This is a genomic window from Bacteroides sp. HMSC067B03, from assembly GCF_001811315.1.
Classification (GTDB): Bacteria; Bacteroidota; Bacteroidia; order Bacteroidales; family Bacteroidaceae; genus Bacteroides; species Bacteroides faecis.
This window is the reverse complement of record NZ_KV804372.1, coordinates 1-351: the sequence shown is the minus strand read 5'-3', so window position 1 is coordinate 351 and position 351 is coordinate 1. Positions and strand designations below refer to the sequence as shown.

Below are 351 nucleotides of genomic sequence, written 5' to 3'. Positions count from 1 at the left end.
GTGTAAATGAAGATTAAAGGGAGAAGGAAGATGGATATAATTGCAAATATCTTCCTTTTCCTTAATGATGGACGAAGCACATACTGCGCGTATTTGATAATGTCAAAATCATACCACATAAGTCAGAGAAGTTTCAAGGCTGTTCAGGATGAAGCACCCGGCTACAGCCGTATAGTTATTATTTTTAATTACGTTATATTCCGTAGCGGATGCCGCTTTTGCGGCACATTCTCCAAGTTCGATATCCAGTACTCCTTCAACCTTCTGTATCGCGTCAACAAGTTTTGTCTTATTGAATTTACCGCCATACTCGATACCTTTCAGATAATCGTTGATGGCGGCAAGTACTGG

The 351-nt window shown here is 40.2% G+C and carries 1 pseudogene; it reads right to left on the bottom strand.

The features are described 5' to 3' along the window. Positions 1 to 108 precede the first annotated feature (108 nt). Positions 109 to 351 (bottom strand): annotated as a pseudogene (locus HMPREF2794_RS15745) (hypothetical protein); the annotation flags it as partial.